Raw genomic sequence first — 20,481 nt, 5'->3', positions numbered from 1 at the left:
AGATCGCCTCACTTTTTTACGAGTTCATCCTTCATCCGTTCAATATGTGCCATGATCTCCTCGGAGAAGGCCTCCAGATCCTCCTTGCTCTTGCGGTCGCCGTAAAACATGATCGGTGCGCCGTACATGATCCGTAGCTGTGGAATCAGTCCGCCATTGGAAAAAATACGATGAGAATTGAGGATGGCAACGGGCACGATCGGAGCCCCAGTCATGGCGGCGATGAACGCGACGCCTGCTTCTGCCTTTTGGAGTTCTCCAGTTTTGCTGCGTGTCCCCTCGGGGAAGAGTCCAAGAATGCGTCCTTCCTTTAGGACATTAACTGCCGCCTTGATCGCGCCGCGGTCAGATGCGCCACGTTTCACGGGAAAGGCATGACAGCGGCGAATCGCCGCACCGAAGATGGGATTCTCAAAGAGTTCGATCTTTGCCATGTAGCTGACGGGACGATCGATGAGACTTGCCATCAGCGGTGGGTCGATATTACTTGCATGGTTGGCGGCAAGAATCACGGCTCCCTCTGCTGGGATATTCTCGCGGCCATAGACACGCGTGCGAAAGACAACATAGAAAATCAGCCGAAAGAGATGCTGCAAAAATCCATAAAACATATATGTGCCTGCCTATTCTGCGAGTTCCATAATCCGTGTGGCAACTTCGTCGATGGAGAGTGTGGTCGAGTCAAGCAAAACGGCATCATCTGCTTGACGCAGCGGCGAGATGGCACGCTCACTGTCCTGCTTGTCACGTGCGGCGATCTCCTGTTTCAGCTCGTCAAAATCCACTGCATAGCCCTTTTCCTTCATCTCATCATAACGGCGGCGTGCCCGCTCCTCCACAGATGCCGTGAGAAATACCTTCACATCAGCATGGGGGAGCACGTTCGTCCCAATATCACGCCCATCCATCACGACGGCACCATCTGCTGCCATCGCACGCTGGAGCTCGACCATTTTTTCCCGTACCGGACCGAGGGCAGCGACACGCGAGACGATATGCGTGACTTCGGGTGTGCGGATCTCATGCGTCACATCCGTCCCATCAACGGTGACGCGTGTCCCGCCCTCTGTGCAGGCGAGCCGTACATCAATGTCATGGACAGCCTGCAGGATGTCCGCATCAGACGCTTCCTTCGACTGCTGCAGCGTTTTCCATGCCACACCGCGATACATCGCGCCCGTATCAATGTAGGTATAGCCAAGCTTTTCTGCCACAATTTTGGCAATGGTACTTTTTCCGGCGCCTGCCGGTCCATCAATTGCTACGACACGCTTCATACGAAATCCTCCTCATTCACAGCCGCTCGATCTCGGAAAAAAATGTCGGATAGGAAATATTCACGCTTTCGGGATTCTCAATGAGAACTCCCTCCCCTGCTGCACCAAGCACAGCGAGCGACATCACCATGCGATGATCGTCATAGCTCTTGACCTGCGCCCGTCGTATCTCGGATTTTCCGTGAATCACGAGGCCGTCCTCGCGCTCCTCGACGCTGCCGGGAGATAACTTCTGCAGCTCCGTCGCGATGGCATGGAGGCGGTCGGTCTCCTTGACGCGGAGTTCACCCGCTCCTGTAATGATTGTATCGCCCTCGGCAAATAGTGCAGCGACGGCGAGTACAGGAATCTCATCGATCAGCCGCGGCATAATCTCTGCGCCAAAAGAAACGCCGTGCAGTGGCGCTGCCTCAACAAGGAGATCAGCAACGCGTTCTCCGCCGCTCTCACGCTCATTGTGCACGGAGATATGCGCCCCCATATCTCTCAGCACATCCAGTATCCCCGTACGTGTGGGGTTGATTCCGACGTTATTCAGGCGCAGACGACTGCCTGCAATGATCGTCCCAGCGACAAGGAAGTACGCCGCCGAACTGATGTCCCCTGGCACCGTGATCTCGCTCGGCGCATGGAAGCTGTCCTCCTCCACGGGAAAGACGGTAACGCTCGTTCCACTGCGCTCAAGATGGACACCGAACCCCGTGAGCATCTGCTCGGTATGGTCGCGTGAGATGTACGGCTCCGTGACAGTGGTCGGTGCATCCGCATAAAGTCCCGCAAGCAGAATGGCGGACTTTACCTGTGCACTCGCAACAGGGCTGTCATAGTGGATGCCGTGCATCTTCTTCTCTGCCGGAACAATGGTAAGCGGGAGGTTATTGTTCTCGTTCCGTCCATAAATTCGTGCGCCCATCGTTGAGAGCGGACGGCGTACGCGTCCCATCGGGCGGCGAGTCAACGAAGCATCGCCGCTGAACACCGAAAGAAAGGGCTGCGGGGAAAGGAGGCCCATCATCAGGCGCAGCGTCGTCCCCGAGTTGCCAGCATCGAGCACGGTCAATGGCTCAGAGAGGCCATACAGGCCCCTGCCCGTAACAATGAGTTCCTTTTCGTTCAGAAACTCAACATTGACGCCGAGTGCCCGCATCACGCCGACGGTTGAGAGACAATCTGCCGCATGGAGAAAATTTTTGATGTGCACCGGCGTATTCCCAAGTCCCGCAAATATCACGCTGCGATGCGAGATCGACTTATCTCCTGGAATATCAATTGTTCCCTGCCATCCGTGTGTTGGAGCAGTGATTGTCTTAATATCAGCCATTATTTAACCACCTTCCATCAATACGCTGTGAGTTCCAGCAGCATGTCCCATCGAAAATGCTGCCTGAAGATTATATCCACCCGTATACGCATCCACATCAACCAATTCTCCGGCAAAGTAAAGTCCATGCACCAGCTTTGATGCCATGGTGCGCGGGTCGATCTCACGTGTTGCAACGCCCCCTGCGGTCACGATCGCCTCGGAAAGAGGACGCGTCCCCACGACGGTCAGCGGAAGTGCCTGCAGTGTACGAACGAGACATTCACGCTGCTTCGAAGATATATGGCCAGCGATGCTGTCGGGAGAAAGCTGCGCTGCGCTCAGTACAATGTCAATCAGACGCTTTGGCAGGAGATCCATCATCCCATTGTGAAGGTGCTTCTGTTCATATTTTGCAAAATCCCGATCCAGTCGGTCACGTAATTTCTCATGAGTCAGCGCAGGTTTCAGGTTCAGATGAAGCGGCAGTTCCTGTACGCCCTCTGCAAGCAGTTCAGACGCACGGCGGCTCAGCTGGAGGATAATCGGTCCCGTAACACCAAAATGAGTGAAAAGCATTTCGCCAAAGAAATGCTGCTCCTTTTTGCCGTTATGGCAGAGTGACGCACACACATTGCGCAGGGATAGGCCCTGCACATCCTTCACCCACGCCTCCCGTGTTACAAGCGGGACAAGTGCGGGAAAGATTGGTGTAACCGTGTGGCCTGCTGCACGTGCGAGCGCATAACCATCTCCTGTGGATCCCGTCGCAGGATAGGATGCACCACCCGTGGCAAGAATCACGGCGTCTGCCGCAAGACATGAGCCGTCCAGGAGATAGACGCCGTGCACAGAACCATCTTCAAGGATGAGTTTGCGCACTGCTGTATTTGTACAAACCTCTGCACCGCAGTCACGCAGATGATGCAGCATCGCATCGACGACATCGACGGCGTGATCACTCTGTGGGAAAACGCGATTGCCGCGTTCTGTTTTGAGCGGCACCCCCAGTTTATCAAAGAAGTTGATAACATCGGCATTATCAAAAGCACGAAGGCAGCTGTTGAGGAATCGTCCATTCCCTACCACATTTTTGATAATCTCCGGGACATCATCTGCGCTTGTCACGTTGCAGCGGCCTTTTCCCGTGATCATCATCTTGCGGCCGACGCGCGGCATCTTTTCGAGCAGCGTTACGTTCCCGCCGTGTTCCGCTGCCGCTGCCGCCGCCATCATCCCCGCTGGTCCTGCGCCTATGACGAGAACCTTCCTCACTATGTATCCCTCCCGCTATTTTTTGCAGTTCATGTATCTCATCCAAAGTCAGATGACGAAATGCTCCGCAGGGCAGCCCATCCAGCGTCAACATAGCAAAGCGGACGCGGCGGAGTCTTTGCACACGGCAGCCGACGGCGGCAAACATACGCCGCACCTGTCGGTTCCGTCCCTCATGAATAATCGTCTCGACGAGCGTGCGTCCTCCCTCCCGGTGCATAATGCTCAGCTGCGCGGGAGCTGTTTTCCCATCATCCAGAAGAATTCCCTGTCGAAGCTTTGAGAGCTTGTCCTCAGTGACGGTTCCTGTTACCTCTGCATGGTATACCTTGTCGATCTCAAAGCGCGGATGAAGGAGCCCCTGTGTCATAGCACCATCGTTTGTAATAATCAGAAGTCCCTCGGTATCCGCATCGAGTCGCCCGACAGGATAGAGACGTACAGAAAAATGCGGCAGGAGATCCAGTACTGTTCTGCGTCCCCGATCATCGTGCGCCGTCGAGAGACAGCCTCGTGGTTTATGGAGAAGAATATACAGCTTCTCCTCACTCCCCTGAACAGGTGTACCATCGACGGCGATTTTATGGAGCGATGGATCGTACTTGCTGCCAAGCATCGTGACGGGCACACCATCCACCGTAACGCGGCCGTCTCGTATCAACGCCTCTGCCGCCCGTCGGGAAGCTATCCCGGCATGGCTGAGAATTTTTTGCAATCGTTCTTCCATACTGTCTCTACCGCACTCTCACGGCCTGTGCCCCCATCAATGTAATGAGTTCCTCACGGATTTCATGCGACCCGTCGATCCAATACGAGGACGCCAGCTGACGCCAGCTTCCATCACTCTTTACATAGACGGGATGCGTGCCTGCATACTTCGTAAACAATTCTTTCATCCTCGTCCATAGGACATGCCGGTCCGCATCGGGCGGCGGAACAAGATAGAACGATGTGCTGTATTCGTGCATCGGCCAGATCTCATCCGCCAGCACTTTCGGTTCTTCTCCCGACATGTCGACATGCCCCTGCACCACAAGCACACAATCTGGTTCAAGATCGGACACGTGAGCGTAGAACACGCGCGGAAATATTGTGAGCTCGATGTGTCCGCTATAATCCTCTATCTCAGCAAAAAGCATTGTATCGCCCTTTTTTGTCGTGTAGCGTTTCGTATTGGTCAATATGCCTCCGATACGAACAAGTTGACGATCTTTACGCAGTCCCGTTAAAATATTTGAAATTGGAAGGAGACAGGAAAGGGTATCACGGTAGTCATCGAGCGGATGTCCAGTGATGTAAAATCCCGTAGCCTCTTTCTCCCACATCAGACGTTCGCGCGGCGTACTTGGAGGAACTTCTACAGCATTCTGAACTTGATGAATGGACTCCATCGTATCCTGCCCAAATAGCCCCATCTGTCCGCTGATACGATCCCGCTGGGTTCGCGCAGCATCCTGCATCGCAGAGTCCAGAGAAGAGAGCAATTGATTTCGTTCAGCGCCAAGGCTGTCAAAGGCACCGCATTTAATCAGGCTCTCTATCGCACGCTTATTCAAAATGCGTACATCAACGCGTGCACAAAAATCTATCAACGAACGAAAATTCCCATTTGCTGAGCGTACCTGTTCCATGCTTTCGATCGCTGTCTCTCCAACGTTGCGCACTGCCGCGAGTCCGAATCGTATGGCACCGCTTTCAATACTGAATCCCGCTGTGCTTGCATTGATGTCCGGCGGCAGAATTTTGATGTTCATCTGATGGCATAGCTGAATATAGACGGGAATTTTATCCGTTTTATCCATGATGCTCGTTAATACCCCTGCCATGAACTCCACAGGATAGTGTGCCTTGAGATACGCCGTCTGCCATGCCAAGAGACCATACGCGGCACTGTGGGATTTGTTAAATCCATAATCAGCAAAATGTGTCAGGAGATCGAAGATATGATTGGCGAGTGCCGTTTCTATTCCATTTTTTTCGCATCCCTGGAGGAAAATCTCCTTCTGCGCCATCAAAAGCTCATGTTTCTTTTTCCCCATGGCACGTCGTAGGAGATCCGCCTGTCCAAGGGTAAAGCCCGCCAGAACCTGGACGATCTGCATGACTTGCTCCTGGTAGAGGACAACGCCAAATGTCTCCTTGAGAATCGGCTCGAGAAGCGGATGCAGATAAACGACCTCTTTTTTTCCATGCAGGCCATCGATAAAATCGGTCACCATACCACTCCCCAGAGGCCCTGGACGATAGAGGGCAACCGTCGGAATGAGGTCGACAAACCCTTTGGGCTGAAGATCCTTGACGAGATTTGTCATGCCTGTCGATTCCATCTGAAAGACAGCACCTGTATCTCCAGCGCATAGCATTTGTGATGTCTTCTCATCAACGAGAGGGATCTTGTCCACATCCAGCTCAATACCGTGCGACTGTCGTATATTCTTCACGGCATCGTCGATGATGGTGAGTGTGCGCAGTCCCAGAAAATCCATTTTGAGAAGGCCTAGTGCCTCCACGTCATCCTTGTCATATTCTGTGACCAGCGTACCGTCAGAGACCCACACGGGCACTTGACTCGTCAACGGCGACTTTGCAATCACAACGCCGGCAGCGTGAATCGAGGTGTTGCGCGGCAACCCCTCGATCTTACGTGCGAGATCAATGACGCGATGCGCCTCTTCATCCTCCTCATACCGCTTGCGAAAGTCGGCAGACTCCTCAAGCGCGCGGTCTAGCGTGATATTCAGCTCGGCGGGGACGAGTTTAGTAATGGTTGACACTTCGCCAAACGGCATCTCCAGCACACGAGCAACATCGCGAATTGCACCTTTTGCTCCCATTGTTCCAAAGGTAGCAATTTGAGCGACATGATCCTCTCCATAGCGTTCTTTGACATACGAAATAACGCGACCACGATTGATATCGTCGAAGTCGATATCAATATCTGGCATCGACACGCGTTCTGGGTTGAGAAACCGCTCAAAAAGAAGTGCATACTGTAAGGGATCAATATTTGTAATGCCAAGTAAGTAGGCAACGATACTTCCTGCCGCAGAGCCACGTCCCGGCCCGACCGCGACGCCATGCCCGCGCGCATAGTTGATGAAGTCCCACACAATGAGAAAGTAACTGGCGTATCCCATCTTATGAATGACACCGAGTTCGTAGTCCAGACGTTGATGCACCTCGTCCCTCGCCGTAGGATACCGTGCAGGCAGACGCTCTAGGCAAAGTGCACGGAGATAGGCATCATCTGTTGTATATCCATCGGGGAGCGGATAGAACGGCAGCTGCAGTTCCCCGAAGGTAAAGTCCACCTGACAGCGCGCTGCGATTTTTGCCGTATTCTCTATCGCACCTGGATAGTCGGTGAAGAGATCGGACATCTCTTCCTCGGATTTCAGATAATAGTCAGGACCCGAAAAACGCATTCGATCGGGATCGTTGAGTGTGCGCCCCGTCTGCACGCAAAGAAGAATATCATGAAATTCACTGTCTTCTGCATGGACATAGTGCACATCATTGGTTGCAGTTAGCCCGATATCATATTTTTTTGCAAGATCCCGGAGTGCACGATTGACGGTCATTTCTTCCGGGAGGCCATGATTTTGAACCTCCAAGAAAAAATTATCCTTGCCAAAGATATCCCGATACTCGCGTACAAGCTGATCAGCAAGTTCCATATCTCCACGCAGGATGGCCTGTGGTATCTCGCCTGCCACACAGGCGGACAGGGCGATCAGCCCGTCATGAAAGCGATGGAGCAGCTCCTTGTCAATACGGGGCTTATAATAATATCCCTCGATGTTGGCGAGGGATATTAGCTGAACCAGATTACGGTAACCACACTCATTTTCGGCAAGCAGAATCAAATGATAATATCGTGTCCCATTCACCTCTGCACGTTCCTGCCGCTGACGTGGAGCGAGATAGACCTCACATCCAATGATCGGATGAATCCCCTGAGCCTTTGCCTCTTTATAGAAAGCGACTGCACCGTACATAACACCGTGATCGGTCATGGCGACTGCATCCATGCCGAGCTCTTTGGTTCGTCGCACAAGATCTTTGATGCGGCTCGCACCATCCAGCAGACTATACTCTGTATGTACGTGCAGATGCGCAAAGGCCATTGATGTCTCTCCCTCCTTAGGTCTGTTCACCGCCATTACGGATACGGGCATGCAGGAATGTATCCCATATCTCTCGATAGGCCGTTTCCAACCCATGCATATATTCCTGCGCATTCATGAGTGGAGCTTGCTTCATATTCGCACGCAGCCCTGCATGGTAGCCCGCGATCAGCTTAGGTGACTCTGCGAGCTGAACGGCACGACGAACATAGTTGATGTCGTTCTCTGCAATCAACTCACGTACGCCCGCATTGGTCAGAATGGACGCACCAAAGCGGGCACCATGCGTACGTCCACGCATGGAAATCACAGGGACGCCCATATAAAGCGCCTCACACGTCGTCAAGCCACCATTATAGGGGGCTGTGTCCAGTGCGATATCGATATCGCGGTACTGCTCCAAATAATCGGGACTGAACGGGCGAAACTCGATCCGGTCAAGATCGAAGTTTAGCAAAGCAAGTCGTTTTTTTGCAAACTGGAGCCCCGCATCAATGCTCGCAATCTTCCCCTTGATGATGAGCCGTGAATTATTGACGGTCTCCAAGATGCCGCGCCATAAGAGCAGCATCTCATCCGTCACTTTGGCAAAATTATTAAAACTGCCAAATGTAACATATCCATTTTTTTGTACCGGAGCCTCATATTCCGCCTCAGGCATCGCACGAATTACATCCGGCATATAGCAGAGATGGGAATGCGGCAGGCGGAGAATCTTCTCTGTAAAGCCCTTCTCTGCAAGCGTATCTCCCTTTGGAATGCATACCTCGTCGGAGAGAAAATAGTCTACCGTATGAAGCCCTGTCGTATTGGTGTAACCGATTCCAGACACCTGAACCGGTGCCGGACGGTACGCCATAATCGGAAGTGCATTGTCCTGTGAGTGTCCCGACAGATCGACCAGAATATCAATTTTATCCTCTGCAATGAGCCGTGCTGCTGTCCGTGGCGGGCGCCCGCGCAAGTCGCGCCACGTCACACGACGCGTGCGGAATCGCTCGGTCACTGCATCACTCCTGCCGAGCGCATAGCAGAATACCATGAAATGTTCGCCGTCAAAATGACGGAGCAATGGCGGGATAAAATAGGAAACAGCATGCTCCCGAAAGTCTGGAGATATATAGCCGATGCGCAGCTTTCGCTGAGATGAGCGCGCAATATGTGCATGTGTATATGGTGTCACATGGAGCAACTCTTCGTAGTGCTCTGCCTTCTGTCGCCCCTCTTGCGCTCCGAGTTGACGATAGTTTCGCATGAAGAGATACTTGCTGTAAAGCTCCGCTGCAACGGAATCATCATCAGCAAGACGGCTCGACATGAGTAATTCATGCGCCGCTCCTTTTGCTTCGCCGACGAGATAGAGGGCATCGGCAAGCCAGCCGCGGGCACGTCTTAGGATCTGATGGTAGATCGTGTAGGATAGATCCTCTGCACCAAGCAGTTTCTCCTTATAGGACAATTCTTCAATAAGATCTGCCAAAAGAGCAATCTCATCATCTAGGCGAAAATCGAGTGCGGCAAGCCCTGCTTTCACCATACGGGCACGAGGATGACGCGGCTGAACACGAAGAACCTGATCAGCAAGTGTCTCTGCCTCGTCTGTACGGCCGCTGTAGAGTGCCACCTCAGCATTTACAGCGGCAGCATCGACATCGCCGGCTTTCAGACGCTCGACCTCCTGCGCGCATGCACGCATCCCCTTTAGATCTCCATCGGAGGAAAATTTTGTTGCAAGGCGCAGCCAGTTCAGCTTCTCCTCGGCAGCATGTTCCTCCAGTGGCACCTGTTCCTGCATCTTCATCCCCCTTTCCCCTTTGACTCAGATCTCTGGCTGCAGTTCTTTCCCGTACTCCTGTAAAAAGATTTTCTGATCGTGCTTATACTCTGGTGCAAGCGGCTTTTCCTGCGGACAGTGAATGCACCAAAAATCTTCCTCCTGATTTGGGACAACACATCTGAACTCGTGACGCCGCATCTCCATACACATCGATGTATCATAGAAATGCCAGCCCGTGAAGAGATCCTCCCGCCAACGAATGCCATACTGTATCGCCATAAAGAGTCCGTCTGCCGCCTCAACGTCAATGTATGGCCCATCGGGCTCCATACAACGTGAGTCAATGACGCTCTCTGTTTCACAGTGATGAAGAACACGCCCATAGGTGCGAAGTCCGTCCCACCAAACACCTGACTGCGGCAGGCTTCGGCATCCGATTACACCGACCAGTCCGATGGTCTCATCACGAAAAATAGAGAGCAGGTCGGCAATCACATTCTTATTGACCACAAGGACATCCTGATGTAGATACACCATATAGCGCGCATCGGTTGCACGCGCCCCATCGTTGTACCCTGCGCACATGGATTGCGCACCGCGCACGGGGATATACTCGACAGTTATCCCTGCGGGAACAGAGAGTGTCTTGAGATAGAGAAGACACTCACGGTACATATCTTCATCATTTACGCAAGTGATAAAGGCAACCTTATTCTCATCCACGAACGCTGTCGACTGCTTTTTCGTCATTTATGCATTCTCTCTGCAAACTCAGATACAACTCCTGCCGAACAGGGTCAACGCTCTCTGCGGCACTCTCCTCAAGAACCTCATGAATATACGCCAAGTGCTCATGTGAATAGGAACAGAGTGCTCGATAGAACGTCTCCGTGTGCACCACTGTTTCACGAATCAGCGCAGCGAGATAGGCAGGAAAAATGTCCAGCTGTCCGATCAGCATCCAAAGCTGATGAACTGACTCCACACGTATAACGTCATACTCGATGCGATGAAGCAATCGTACAATGCTCTTACGTTGTCCAGATGTATACATTAATTTGATCAGAGAAAGTTCCGGCATTGACCGATCTGCACGAACAAGATAGAACTCTGCCTCCAGATCATCGCCGTGATTATCGAACCCCGCTGCCACAAGCCGATCGATGATTCCTGGCGGTGCTTTCCTTTGCTGTGCTCGGACACGCACGCTCTTATAAAAGGAGGCGTATAGCAGCTTCTCAAATTCTTTACGTGCATAAAGACGCGAAACAATAGAATAATAGTGCCCATCCATAAGATCTTGCAGGACAGACCAATGGCGTATATTACGGAAACTCGTTAGGAAGGCACCCGTATCTTTCAAAAACATCGAAAATCCTGCAGCAATATCCTGCGGATTGTCTGCATTTTCCAATGTCAAATCGGAAAGAATATAGTCGAAATAATTCTTCTCATACGGCAGGGGTGTCGTGATGTAATCCAGTTTCTGCCAATGAATGCCAGTGGGAATGTCCAGCGCGTCGCATTCAGCACCTACTGCATAAAGTTCTGCCTTAGGAAACATTTGCTGCAGCTGCGGCAGATATTCCAGACTCTCAACGACAAGAACCCGCAGCGGAGCGGCATCGGGTACAAGAAAAGAGAGGAGCTCTGATCGAATCTTTTCAGCCAAACAATGCCCTCCCCATTCTGCAGTGCCAATAAAAGGCACATATTGGACTCATTATAACACAGTCCGCAAAGAAGTTGTATCCATATTATTCGTCAAATGCCGTGCCGTCAAGCAGTGGCAAAACAAAGACAACCGGCGTCTCATATGGATGGATCTTTCGAATCGCACGCATCGTCTCATCAATTCGCCGTTCTTCAACGCGTACCTCGATCTTTAGTTCCTCCGCCTCGGTAATCTCGCCCACTTCTCCCTCATAAGGATCTGCTCCTGCAAGAGTTCGCCAAGTCCCCATCACAGGACTATAGGCAAGGCAGGAGTCATAGTTCCCGACATGCCCGGCATCCACCACCTGCAGTGCCTTTTGGAGTGCAGCAAGATGTGTTCGCGGAATAAATATTTCCATCTTTACATACTTCATGGACGCAAACTCCTATTATCTTCTCATATTTAAAAAGTCACTCGATGTTCAGTCCGACATCACTGCGCAGCTGTATCGCCTCAGCAATATGAGACGCTCCGATGATCGGTTTTCCATCAAGATCGGCAATCGTCCTTGCCGCCTTAATAATACGGTCATGCGAACGTGCCGACAGCTGAATGCGGTGAAATGCTGCTTCCAGCAGATACTCTGCATCCTTCTCCATCGTACAGTACTTCTTGATCATGCTGTGATTCATCTGTGCATTACAAAAGAGCCCGTGACGCCCTAGGCGTTCCCGCTCGATCGTACGTGCCTGCACTACGCGGGCACGTATCGCTGCCGATGGCTCGGCCCGCTGCGTCGCATGCAAATCCGCATAATCCACACGCGATACACGAATATGAAGATCAATACGGTCTAATAACGGTCCCGACAGCTTGCGTGTGTAACGTTTGATCTCCCCCGCAGAACATTCACAGGTATGATCTTTGTCGCCAAAAAATCCGCAGGGGCATGGATTCATTGCCGCTACCAAAATGATACTAGAGGGAAAGGTCAGCGTCGCGTTCGCACGCGACACCGTAATCTGGCGATCCTCGATCGGCTCACGCAGCACCTCAAGAGTCTTCTTGCTGAACTCCGGCAGCTCGTCGAGAAAGAGCACGCCGTGATGGGCAAGCGTCACCTCACCCGGACGCGGGATGCTCCCGCCGCCGATCATCGCCACCGTCGAGGATGTGTGATGTGGACTGCGGAAGGGGCGCGTCGTCACAAGCCCTGTATCCTTGCCGAGCAGCCCCGCGATACTGTAAATCTTCGTGATCTCGATGGCTTCTTCCTTCGTCAGCTCCGGCAGGATCGAAGGCATCCGACGTGCCAGCATTGTCTTGCCCGAACCGGGCACGCCAACCATGAGGACATTGTGCCCTCCTGCCGCTGCAATCTCAAGCGCACGCTTCGCCTGATACTGTCCCTGCACGTCCGCAAAGTCATCGGTAAAGGCGTTGTCTTTTGTGTCTTTGATTTGTTTTTGCGCGGCGGGGGTCAGCGTTTCCGTTCCCGTCAGATGGCGTACCAACTGCGCCAGATTCTCGACCGCATAGACCTTCAGTCCATCAATCAGGAGTGCCTCATCTGCATTGGAGGGAGCAACGTAGAACTCTGTGAGACCATGTTCCCGCGCCGTAATCGCCATCGGGAGAATGCCGCTGATCGGACGGCAGTTCCCATCAAGGGAAAGCTCTGCCGAGAAAAGTGCACTCTGCACTGCCGCCTCGGGAACCATACCGTAGGATGCAAGGAGACCAACGGCAATCGGCAGATCAAGCCCCGAGCTGTCCTTTCGCACATCGGCGGGCGCAAGATTCACCGTCACCCGCTCCTGCCGCAGCTGCATACCGGAGTTGCGAATCGCAGTACGCACGCGCTCCTTCGACTCCTTCACCGACGTATCGGGAAGTCCCACCAGTTCAAACCCCGGCAGCCCCGGCGACACATCTACCTCCACGTCGATAATCCGTCCGTCTATCCCGAGGGTCGTCGCACCATAGGTCTTTGCAAACAACGGCCTTCCCTCCTACGTTTCAAATATAAGAAAATTATAACACAAGAGAGGGTAAGATGGCTAATGATTCTTTGCAAAAGAAAGAGAGATTCCAAACAACGATTTCCTATGCCCTTGAAAATACACAATCATAAAAATTTAGCAAAAATTGCTTCTCTCACCTCGTTGAAATAATATCCTTGTAAGAATCCATTGATTCGTGTTATCATTGCTTCGTTATATTGTGTAGGGACATAGTTTCAAGGAGGCTACTGAAGATGAGGAAGAAAGAGCTTGCACGAAAGATTACCTGCTGGATGACGCTTGGCATTTTTTCACTGCAGCCGGCTCTTACTTTTGCCGCCGACATCGTCGCCGATGCCTCTACGCCCGAGGCGCAGCGTCCCTATGTGACGGAGACGGCAAACGGGATTCCTCTCGTACAGATCGCACGCCCCGACGGCAGTGATGTCTCCGTGAACCACTACGAGGCATTCAGTGTCCCGGAGCGTGGTGCCATCCTCAATAATGCCTTTCTCTTTTCGAATACACAGCTTGCCAAGTATATCGAGGGGAATCCGAACCTCAGCGGAGGCCCCGCACGCATCATCGTGAACGAGGTCATGAGCGACCGCCCCTCGGAGCTGCGGGGCTTCCTCGAAGTGGCGGGCACAAAAGCCGACGTCATCATTGCAAACCCGAACGGGATTTACGCCGATGGGGCCGGCTTTTTGAATACCTCTCGTGCCATTCTTGCCGCAGGCCGCACGGAGCGCGATGCCGCAGGTGGCTATGCGGGGCTTCGTATCGAGGACGGCAGGGCTTACATTACGGGCAAAGGGCTTGATGCTCGCGGTGCGGACAGTGCCGAAATCTATGCCCGTGCTGTTGCGGTGAACGCAGGACTCTGGGCGAATCATGCGAAGATCGTCGTAGGACAAAACAGCATCGCAAAGGACGGCAGCATCTCCCCCATCACCTCAGAAACAACATCCACTGCCCCGCAGTACGCCATTGATCTCGCGGACATTGGCGGGATGTATGCAAACCGCATCACGATGATCGGTACGGAAAAAGGTCTCGGTGTCAATCTCACGGGGCAGCTTTCCGCCACGCAGGCCGCCTCCCTTGATGTAAGCGGCAACCTCAAAACCACAGGCACATTTTACAGTGACGGGGACCTCTCCGTACATGCTGACAGGGTTGAAAACACGAATCTTATCTATGGAGGAAAGAATACCTCCATCCGTGCAAAAGAACTGACCAACAAAAGCGGCGGAAGAATCTACGGCGATACGGTCACGGTGCGTGCAGAAAGCGTCATGAACGAGACGGATGCCGCCCTTGAGGCACGACTTGCCGCTGAGGCACATACACTTTCGCAGTACGCAGTGCAGGTCGAAGCCGCACACAGGGATCTGTCAACGCCCTCCACTTCCTCCTCTGGGTTTTTCCGCAGACGTGCAGACCTGTCCAAACACCTTCTTGCCTATCGGGAGAGGATCGGACAGGCAGAAGCTGCCTACGATGCACAGCAACGTGTCGTAGATGGCATCAAGGATGAACTCTCCGCCCATCCCGCAGGTGTCATTGCCGCACACAGTCAGCTCGATGTCAGCGCCAACACGATCCAAAATACCGGGAATGCTTTGCTTTACTCCGGTGGGGGCATTGCTCTTACCGCAGAAGAGACGCTCAAAAACAGCGGCGCACGCATCGAGGCACAAGGCAGCATCGCCATCACGGCACCCCATATAGAGAATGAGAATGCAGCCTTTGCGGCAAAGCGAACCATCACAAGCGCAGTAGTTAATCCCACCAAGATCCGCATCGACGAGCCTGGACATATTGAGCAGGGAAAGGCATTCCCGGAATGGGAGTTTCGCGACATCGACAGCGGCTACGGGGCATACCACAGTCACATCGCCAAAAAGCCCATCTACGAGCACGCCGCCTATGAGGAGATCAAACAGCCCACTCCTGCTGAAATCGCCGCAGGAGAAGCGCCCGTTCCAGCAGAACTCGTCGGCACACTCTCTCCGAACTATGACTATGACGATCCCATCTTCAAGGAACTTGGCGTTACATCCATGTCATCCCCCCCGTCCTGCACACGGAGAGCCCGCACAAGCGCCATGGGATGCACAGTACCGCATCATCCTTGATACACTGAACACAAAGATCGACGCATATAACCGTGAGGCAGAGGAATACAACCGCACGACCGCACAGGCGGCAGGACAGAAGATTGACCTGTTGACGTTCATTGAGACGGCAGACGTGCATTCAAAGGAGACGGTTACCTCCTCCCTGCCCGCCGTCATCCGTGCCGGAAACAATATTGCACTTCACGGCGACACAGCGAACACGGACAGCACCATCAGTGCGGGCGAGACACTTCGCATCGACGGTGCGCTCACCGAAAACGCACATCAGCAGCAGGAACAGACCGTCACCCTTGGGACGACGCGGGGAAGCTATACCAAAGTCCCCCGATTTCATAAGGGGCGTTCGCGTTATTATAACAGCCGTGTCTACATGACCCCCGAAGTCGTGCGTACGAATCCAACGTCCATCGGTGTCAGCCGAGTGGAGGAAAACGCCGCCACTGAGACCATTGAGAGTGAACAGCGACAGCGCATCGCAAACGCACTCTCCCCCTTTGGACTTTCTTCCACTGCGCAAACGGCAGACACTGCCGCAGGAGAATCACCATCTCCCGAACACATTTCCCTCAGCGCACTCTACCGCGTTCATCCCGAGAGCACGGCAAAGTATCTTGTCGAAACGGATCCCGCCTTTACCGACCGGAAGAAATTCCTCTCCTCCGACTACATGTACAATCGGCTCAAATGGGATTCCGACAAAATCCCCAAACGCATCGGCGACGGCTTCTACGAACAGCAGCTTCTCGCCGAGCAAATCCTAAAACAAACAGGAAAACGTCATCTTGACGGCTATACCGACGATGAAACCGCATTCAAGGCACTGATGGATGCGGGTATTTCCTATGCAAAGGAGATGAATCTCTCCCCCGGCATCAAGCTCTCCAAAGAACAGGTCGCATCTCTCACCTCGGATATGATCTGGCTCGAAGAGCGTGAGGTCTATGTGAACGGCAAGAAGGAACGTGCCGTCTATCCCGTCCTCTACACAAAGAACACACAGGGGCTTCGTCTCACGAAAGGCGGCAGTCTCATCTCAGCTCGAAACATCATCGTCGAGACGAAAGATGCACTAAAGAACGCCGGCACGCTCTATGGAGAGAACATCCTCGTAAATGCAGGCGAGATCGAAAACACGGGACTCATCCGTGCAAAAAACATCGGACTGACATCCGCACGAGACATTAACATACGTGGTTCTGTTATCGGCGACAAGAAGGTTATCCTTGATGCAAAGAACAACATCACGGCAGAGAGCACGACAGAAAAGCTTACCCATCAGGATGTACTGAATACGACCGCCGGGATCGCCGTCAAAGGTGATGAGGGCGTTCTTGTTATGAGCGCAGGAAAGAACATTGCTCTTGCAGGAGCAACACTTGCGGCACTCGGCAAAAACGGCAGTGTCCTTCTCTCGGCAGGAGAAAATATCTCCCTTGATACTAAGAAACTCCAAAGCGAGAAGGATATGACAGTAAGTGCGGAGAATTATCTTCGTACAAAGCGCGGTACGGAACTCGCTGCAGAGATTCATGCAGATGGGAACGTTTTAGTTGCTGCAGGAAATGACCTTACTGCCAGAGCTGCGACTATCGAGAGCAAAAGCGGCACAGCTTCCCTCTCCGCAGGAAATGACATCTCCCTCACGGAAGGACGAGAGATATCCGAGGATCACTATGGCATTCGGTACAAGGAGAGCGGACTTCTCTCCACCAAGACCACAACCATCCGTACAGATACGGAATCCGATACTGCGATCACGAGCAAAGTCACGGGGAAGAATGTCAGCATCACGGCAAAACGCGACGCCTCCTTTACGGCGGCAGATATCGCGGCAGATCACGATGTAACTGTCACGGCGGGACGGAATGTCTCTGCCGCCTCAGCGGATAACTATGTCCATACGGAGAATTTCAAATCGGTCAAAACGTCCGGCATCTTCTCGGCGGGCGGCGGACTCGGCTTTACCATCGGCACGCAGCAGACCAAGACCACACAGGACAGTGACGGCCTCACCCGGCAGGGGACGAATATTGCGGCACTTGGTGGAAATGTCTCCATCTCTGCCGGAGAGAACGCACATATCTCATCAAGCAATATCCTCGCGGACAAAGATGCAACGGTCACCGCGAAAGAGACACATCTCGACGGCAAGAGCAATATCTACCGCGAGAGCATCACACAGGAAAGCAAGACGACAGGGCTTACCGTCAGCTTCAGTCACGGACTCCTTGATCTCGGACAGTCGCTCTATGCACAGATCAGCCGCATGGGTGAGGTACAGGACGACCGACTCAAAGCCGTATACGCATGGCAGACGGGGCGAATGATTCACGACGCGTTCAAGAAGAATCCCCTCACGGGTAAGACCTTCTCCCTCGACATCAGCTTCGGGACGAGCAAATCCTACAGCCGCATGGAGAATACAACAACCGAATATGCGGGAAGCCGCATCGCGTCGGGTGGAAATACCAACCTCACCGCAGGAGAGCGTGACCTAACTGTCAAGGGCAGTGCCGTCACAGGAAATAACGTCTCCCTCAGTGCTAAGGGAAACGTGCGCCTAGAAGCGGGCGAAAATACAAGCATCACCACCACGGAGAACAAATTCAGCTCGGCAAGCATCGGCGCATCCTTTACCCCGTCGGGACTGACGGATATCAGCATCAGTGCAAACAAAGCCAATGGGAATAGCAAAGAATCTGTTACCTCCTACTCCCCCGCTCTCGTTTCTGCAAAGAACGACCTCAGCCTCTCCTCGGGCAAGGACATGGATATCATCGGGAGCAAGGCACAGGGCGAGAAGATCACGGCAAAGGTCGGTGGGAATCTGAACATTGAAACCTTGCAGGAGAAAGAGACCTACGAGGAAGACAACCACGCCACCGGCTTTGGTGTCTCGTGGAACGTCAACCAAACAAAAAAGGAAACGACGGATGCCAACGGGAATACGAAGATAGAAACGCTTCGTTCCTTCTCCAAGCCCACATTCAGTGCATCTTGGAACAAGGGAAATATCGACTCCCACTACCGCAGTGCACGTGAACAGGCAGGATTCTTCGCGGGAAGCGGCGGCTTTGACATCTACGTCGAGAAGAATACCGACCTTAAGGGCGGCGTGATCGCGAGCAAGGCAAGTGCAGACAAAAATCGTCTCTCAACGGGGACGTTCTCCTTTAGCGACCTCAAAAACGAGGCAGATTACAGTGCAAGCAGTTTTGAAACGGGGCTTACAACAACGACGAAGTACAAAGTCGACAATGATGAGCTTCGTCCACATAATACATTGACCATTACGCCAATCCCTGGCATTACTATTAGCGATAATGCTTCTACAACAACACAGAGTGCAATTGCACCGGGGACGATCATTGTCCGCGCAGGTGACAGAGATGCACTTAATAAAGTTCTTCGCAGTACAGAAAATACACTGAACGCCCTAGACCGAATTTTCTCTAGAGAAGATGTCAATGAACAAAAAGAATTGGCGGAAACCTTCTCACGTCTTCTGAACCAAGAAATCGGTGATTTTTCTCAGCGGATGCAGGAGAGAGCCAAAACGCCAGAAGAACGAAAGAAATGGGCTGAAGAAAGTATCAATATAACTCTTTTACGTGCTCTTGGAAGCGGAATTGCCGCCTCTTTTGGAGGAAAAGACGCTCTGTCTGGTGCGACAGGGAGCATAGCACACGATCTCTTTGCCAAAGAGATTGCAAAAATCCCCGACGATAATCTACAACTTCTTGCTACCGCTTTCATTGCCGGAGCAACAGCAAAACTGTTAAATCGAAACGCGCATACCTCTGCCGAAGCGGCAGTCTATGCCGTTCATTATAATGCACACGGGCATAGACGATGGTTTGACGGAGAGGTTGTCTATCGTGACGGAAAATATTACCGTTATGATAAGGCTAGGGACAAAGAGGACGAAATCGAAAAACCTGAAGAGGGAATGTACATTTGGAAAGATGATGAAGATGGTTCTGGAAACGGTCAAGATTATAAAATCGTATCAAAGAAACAGAATCGGACTGGTTTTGAGCAAATTGATGCGATATATGATTCTGTCGAACTCACACTTGACGGAACTCCTGTTATCGTTTTTTCCTCAAACTCCTCCTCCACATATGTTCCAACAAAGCCTTTTCAAGGAAAAGTTATCAATAAAGCTACAAAGACTATCCGTCAAATCATACTATCACCATTGTCCATACTCGCTGATTTTGGATGGAAATACGCCGAGTTCAGCAAAGGTTTCTCAACTGCTGTAGCTGAAGACTTTACTCCAAACTTCCTGTCTGGCGCACAAATGCCTACAAAGAATAGGAATCCTTATTCCTTTGATACCCCCTATAGTCTTAGTGGAAGAATCGTAGGACATGGATTCTCTGCTATTGGGGGAGTAGTAGAGTTCGTAGCTGGAGTTGGAACCTCTGTCGGAGGAAGTGCTACGGCGGGAACGTCTGTTGTAGCGGCTCCTGCTGTTCCTGCAGTGGCAGCCGCTGGAGCCGCTATGGCAACACACGGAGCAATAAACGTTGGACAGGCAAGCAAAAACCTTGCCGATGACCTTTCAAGATTTAGTGCCAGTACTTCTGGTAAAAATGCAAATGACTCGGTAGACAAGATACTGGAAAAAGCAGAACCTAGACCTGAAAAAAGACGGGCAAAACAATACGATAAGACAGGAGGATATGACCAGGCAGAAAAAGACTTCAACTCATTAGATTTAGAAGAAGGAAGTGTTAAAGATAGAACAACAGCTGAAAGAGGAAAGATAAAAACAGGGAAACTACGTGATGGCAGGGATGTAAATGTACGAGAGAAGAGCTCAGAAGGGCATCCCACTCTAGAAATCATTCAGCCTGATAATACACGGATAAAAATAAGGTACAAAGACTAATTATAGATTTGGAGGAAAATA

12 protein-coding genes and 1 pseudogene are annotated in these 20,481 nt (G+C 52.2%); 2 read left to right on the top strand and 11 right to left on the bottom strand.

All coding sequences use genetic code 11. From position 1 onward, the window contains the following. Window positions 1-8: 8 nt before the first annotated feature. The 11 genes and pseudogenes from AXE86_RS10965 to AXE86_RS10910 all read right to left on the bottom strand — a co-directional run bounded on the left by AXE86_RS10965 (window position 9) and on the right by AXE86_RS10910 (window position 13,413). Window positions 9-611 (bottom strand): lysophospholipid acyltransferase family protein, encoded by a 603-nt coding sequence (locus AXE86_RS10965; RefSeq protein ID WP_061946786.1) that lies wholly within the window; start codon window positions 609-611, stop codon window positions 9-11. Window positions 612-623: 12 nt separating this feature from the next. After that, window positions 624-1,277, bottom strand: a complete 654-nt coding sequence (gene cmk, locus AXE86_RS10960; RefSeq protein WP_061946785.1) for a (d)CMP kinase — start codon at window positions 1,275-1,277, stop codon at window positions 624-626. A 16-nt stretch (window positions 1,278-1,293) separates the two neighbouring features. Next, window positions 1,294-2,598 carry a 3-phosphoshikimate 1-carboxyvinyltransferase gene (gene aroA / locus AXE86_RS10955; protein WP_061946784.1) on the bottom strand — a complete coding sequence of 435 codons (1,305 nt, stop codon included), beginning with the start codon at window positions 2,596-2,598 and terminating at the stop codon, window positions 1,294-1,296. Window positions 2,599-2,601: 3 nt separating this feature from the next. Continuing rightward, the gene (locus AXE86_RS10950; RefSeq protein ID WP_442983649.1) at window positions 2,602-3,813 is read right to left on the bottom strand and encodes an NAD(P)/FAD-dependent oxidoreductase; all 1,212 of its coding nucleotides are present in this window, start codon (window positions 3,811-3,813) and stop codon (window positions 2,602-2,604) included. A 97-nt stretch (window positions 3,814-3,910) separates the two neighbouring features. Next, window positions 3,911-4,579: pseudogene (locus tag AXE86_RS12410) on the bottom strand (pseudouridine synthase); the annotation flags it as partial. Window positions 4,580-4,586: 7 nt separating this feature from the next. Continuing rightward, entirely contained in the window at window positions 4,587-7,979 is a 3,393-nt protein-coding gene (locus AXE86_RS10935) for a DNA polymerase III subunit alpha (protein ID WP_061946780.1), read from the bottom strand. A gap of 16 nt (window positions 7,980-7,995) precedes the next feature. Further along, entirely contained in the window at window positions 7,996-9,774 is a 1,779-nt protein-coding gene (locus AXE86_RS10930; RefSeq protein ID WP_061947020.1) for an O-linked N-acetylglucosamine transferase, SPINDLY family protein, read from the bottom strand. 24 nt (window positions 9,775-9,798) lie between these two features. Further along, window positions 9,799-10,506, bottom strand: a complete 708-nt coding sequence (locus AXE86_RS10925) for a glycosyltransferase family protein (protein WP_061946779.1) — start codon at window positions 10,504-10,506, stop codon at window positions 9,799-9,801. Next, on the bottom strand, window positions 10,472-11,428 hold the full coding sequence (locus AXE86_RS10920; protein ID WP_061946778.1) for a hypothetical protein: 957 nt from the start codon (window positions 11,426-11,428) through the stop codon (window positions 10,472-10,474). The genes AXE86_RS10925 and AXE86_RS10920 overlap by 35 nt, the downstream gene beginning before the upstream one ends. Window positions 11,429-11,513: 85 nt before the next feature. Next, window positions 11,514-11,846 carry a divalent cation tolerance protein CutA gene (gene cutA, locus AXE86_RS10915; protein WP_061946777.1) on the bottom strand — a complete coding sequence of 111 codons (333 nt, stop codon included), beginning with the start codon at window positions 11,844-11,846 and terminating at the stop codon, window positions 11,514-11,516. 37 nt (window positions 11,847-11,883) lie between these two features. Beyond that, entirely contained in the window at window positions 11,884-13,413 is a 1,530-nt protein-coding gene (locus AXE86_RS10910; RefSeq protein WP_061946776.1) for a YifB family Mg chelatase-like AAA ATPase, read from the bottom strand. A 257-nt stretch (window positions 13,414-13,670) separates the two neighbouring features. Between AXE86_RS10910 and AXE86_RS13455 the strand changes: the two genes are divergently transcribed. Continuing rightward, entirely contained in the window at window positions 13,671-15,557 is a 1,887-nt protein-coding gene (locus tag AXE86_RS13455; protein WP_061946775.1) for a filamentous hemagglutinin N-terminal domain-containing protein, read from the top strand. Beyond that, complete coding sequence (locus tag AXE86_RS10900; RefSeq protein ID WP_061946774.1) at window positions 15,469-20,460, top strand: hemagglutinin repeat-containing protein; 4,992 nt, start codon at window positions 15,469-15,471, stop codon at window positions 20,458-20,460. Before AXE86_RS13455 ends, AXE86_RS10900 begins: the two co-directional genes overlap by 89 nt. Window positions 20,461-20,481: the final 21 nt, after the last annotated feature.

The organism is Selenomonas sp. oral taxon 136 (genome assembly GCF_001554015.1).
Lineage (GTDB): Bacteria > Bacillota > Negativicutes > Selenomonadales > Selenomonadaceae > Centipeda > Centipeda felix.
Note: the sequence above shows the minus strand (reverse complement) of the source record. Positions and strands in the feature narration are given on the sequence as shown.